1 protein-coding gene is annotated in these 1,687 nt (G+C 46.1%); it reads left to right on the top strand.

The features are described from left to right. Window positions 1-1,339 (top strand): EamA family transporter (locus tag RRG12_RS43930; RefSeq protein WP_420763349.1); only part of this gene is annotated, 1,339 nt, incomplete at its 5' end. Between the last annotated feature and the right edge of the window lie 348 nt (window positions 1,340-1,687).

The following is a 1,687-nucleotide window of genomic DNA, read 5'->3' on the forward strand; positions in this document are numbered from 1 at the left end:
CAGCAAAGATGCGTCGGAAAACGAAACGAGATCAGAACCTCCTGCTGCTGTCGTTCCGCCACCAAAGGATAATGTCACCGAACCAACTTCTGTCCTGAATCAGGACTTAGCGGAAAACGAAACGACATCAGAACCTCCTGCTGCACCTGTGTCACAGCCGAGAATGAAGCGCCCTTCTCTAAGGCTAAATACTACTGAACCAATTTCTGTCCTCCGCAAGGATGTATCACAGAACAAAGCTCAATCCCCATCAACCACTGCGCTAGAACCACAGCCGGAAGCAAAACCCCCACAATCGCGATCGCGTAATTCCTCCGGTTTATCGCCGCTCCAAATTGGTTTCTTGTTGATTGTTTTATCAGCAGTGGTATCGTCGCTTTACAACGTAGCCATCAAGATAATTTTCCACCAAGGTTCCCAGATTTTTGGAGTATTAGAAGTAGAACAGTTGCTACCACCGACTTTGGGCAATACTCTATTAATTTTGACGCTACGGTTTATGGTAGTAGTACCACTGATGCTACTGTTATCTCCTATATTGCATCCAAGACTGTGGCAAGACTTGGAAAACTTGGCCGCTTCAGTCCGAGGAAATCCCACACCTACTAATGCAGCTACCAAGCAGATTTTGGTGTTATCGATTGTGAGTGGCTGCTTTTTGTTTTTATCTCAGGTGCTAATTTACATTGCGATCGCTCAAGTCACAACCGGAATGGCGATCGCACTGTTCTTTATCTATCCGATGGTTAGTGGTTTATTGTCGTGGTTTCTATTTCGCGATCGCCCTACAATATTCCGCATCGGTGCGATCGTCGCGATTTGCTGCGGTGAATTGCTAGTTTTGGGAGGCTCTCCCGCCATAGCTATGGGTAATACTTCAACGGGAAGTAGCACCGCCCTGCTTTCGGGCGTTGCTTTTGCGGCTTACATAATTTTGACAAGGGTTTGTGCTAGCAAACTGCATCCCGTAACTTTTACTTTAATTAACTTCGCTACCATGTTGTTGTTGAGCTTTATCTGCTTGATGCTACCTTTTTGGAACTTGGTAGTTGACAGTTCTAAGATGCTAGAACTGGTTTTAAGCGCGTTTATTTTGGGTGTGCTGACTCTTGGCGGCTATTTGCTCAACAATGTTGGTATTAGTAAACTAGGTGGCTCGCGAGCGGCGCTCATTGGTGGTACTATCCCAGTTTTAACGGTGATTTTCGCTGGGTTAATCATTCAAGAGAATTTGGAGATTGTGCAAATTCTGGGAGTGTTGTTAGTAACCTTTGGTGCGGCTGCTTTTAGCTTTGAAACAATGCGAAATCAGGTTAAACCCTCTAATCCGACGAATTAAATGGCGAGTTCAATCAGTTTAGGTGTGATGGGAGCTACTTTACCTCCCATCACTCACAGCATAAATCCTGACGCTAATACGCCCACTTCTAACTTCTCTAAATCATCTGTGACAAACAAGATCCCCAACTTCTCAAAGAAGTCGGGGATTTAAGTTTTCACGAATCATTTAGGACTGTTGTACAGGTGGACATATAGCCGTAGCCACATAGGTTAGGACATTTTGCAAACCCCAAGGCTAGGAATAGTAATACTTTTACCTCCTGCCTCCTGCCTCCTGCCTCCTGCCTCCTGCCTTCTGCCTCCTGCCTCCTGCCTCCTGCACTCCTGCCTCCTGCCACCTCAGCCC

This window comes from Nostoc sp. CALU 546 (genome assembly GCF_048836525.1).